The 317-nt window shown below is 46.1% G+C and carries 1 pseudogene; it reads left to right on the top strand.

Annotated features, from left to right (window positions below):
• A pseudogene (locus GJU43_RS23010) lies at positions 1–317 on the top strand (hypothetical protein); the annotation flags it as partial.

Here is a 317-nt window from a genome sequence, read left to right on the forward strand (position 1 = left end):
ACTGCCCAAAATCAGGCTCCCGTAGCTACTGATAATTGTGGTGGAACAATAACTTATACCAAAACCACCGGCTCTTTTACTGCCGGTTCCTGCAACAATTCCGGAACCTATACCAATACCTGGATTGCCAAAGATATTTGTTTGAATACGTCAACAACTTTCACACAGGTAATTACCATTGAAGATACCACCGCGCCAACCTGGACTACTTCGGCTAATGCACTAAACGTAACACTTCAGTGCAGCGATACCGCCGGATTGGCCACTGCCCAAAATCAGGCTCCCGTGGCAACTGATAATTGTGGTGGAACAATAAC

It is taken from the genome of Flavobacterium sp. LC2016-23, from assembly GCF_009674775.1.
GTDB lineage: Bacteria > Bacteroidota > Bacteroidia > Flavobacteriales > Flavobacteriaceae > Flavobacterium.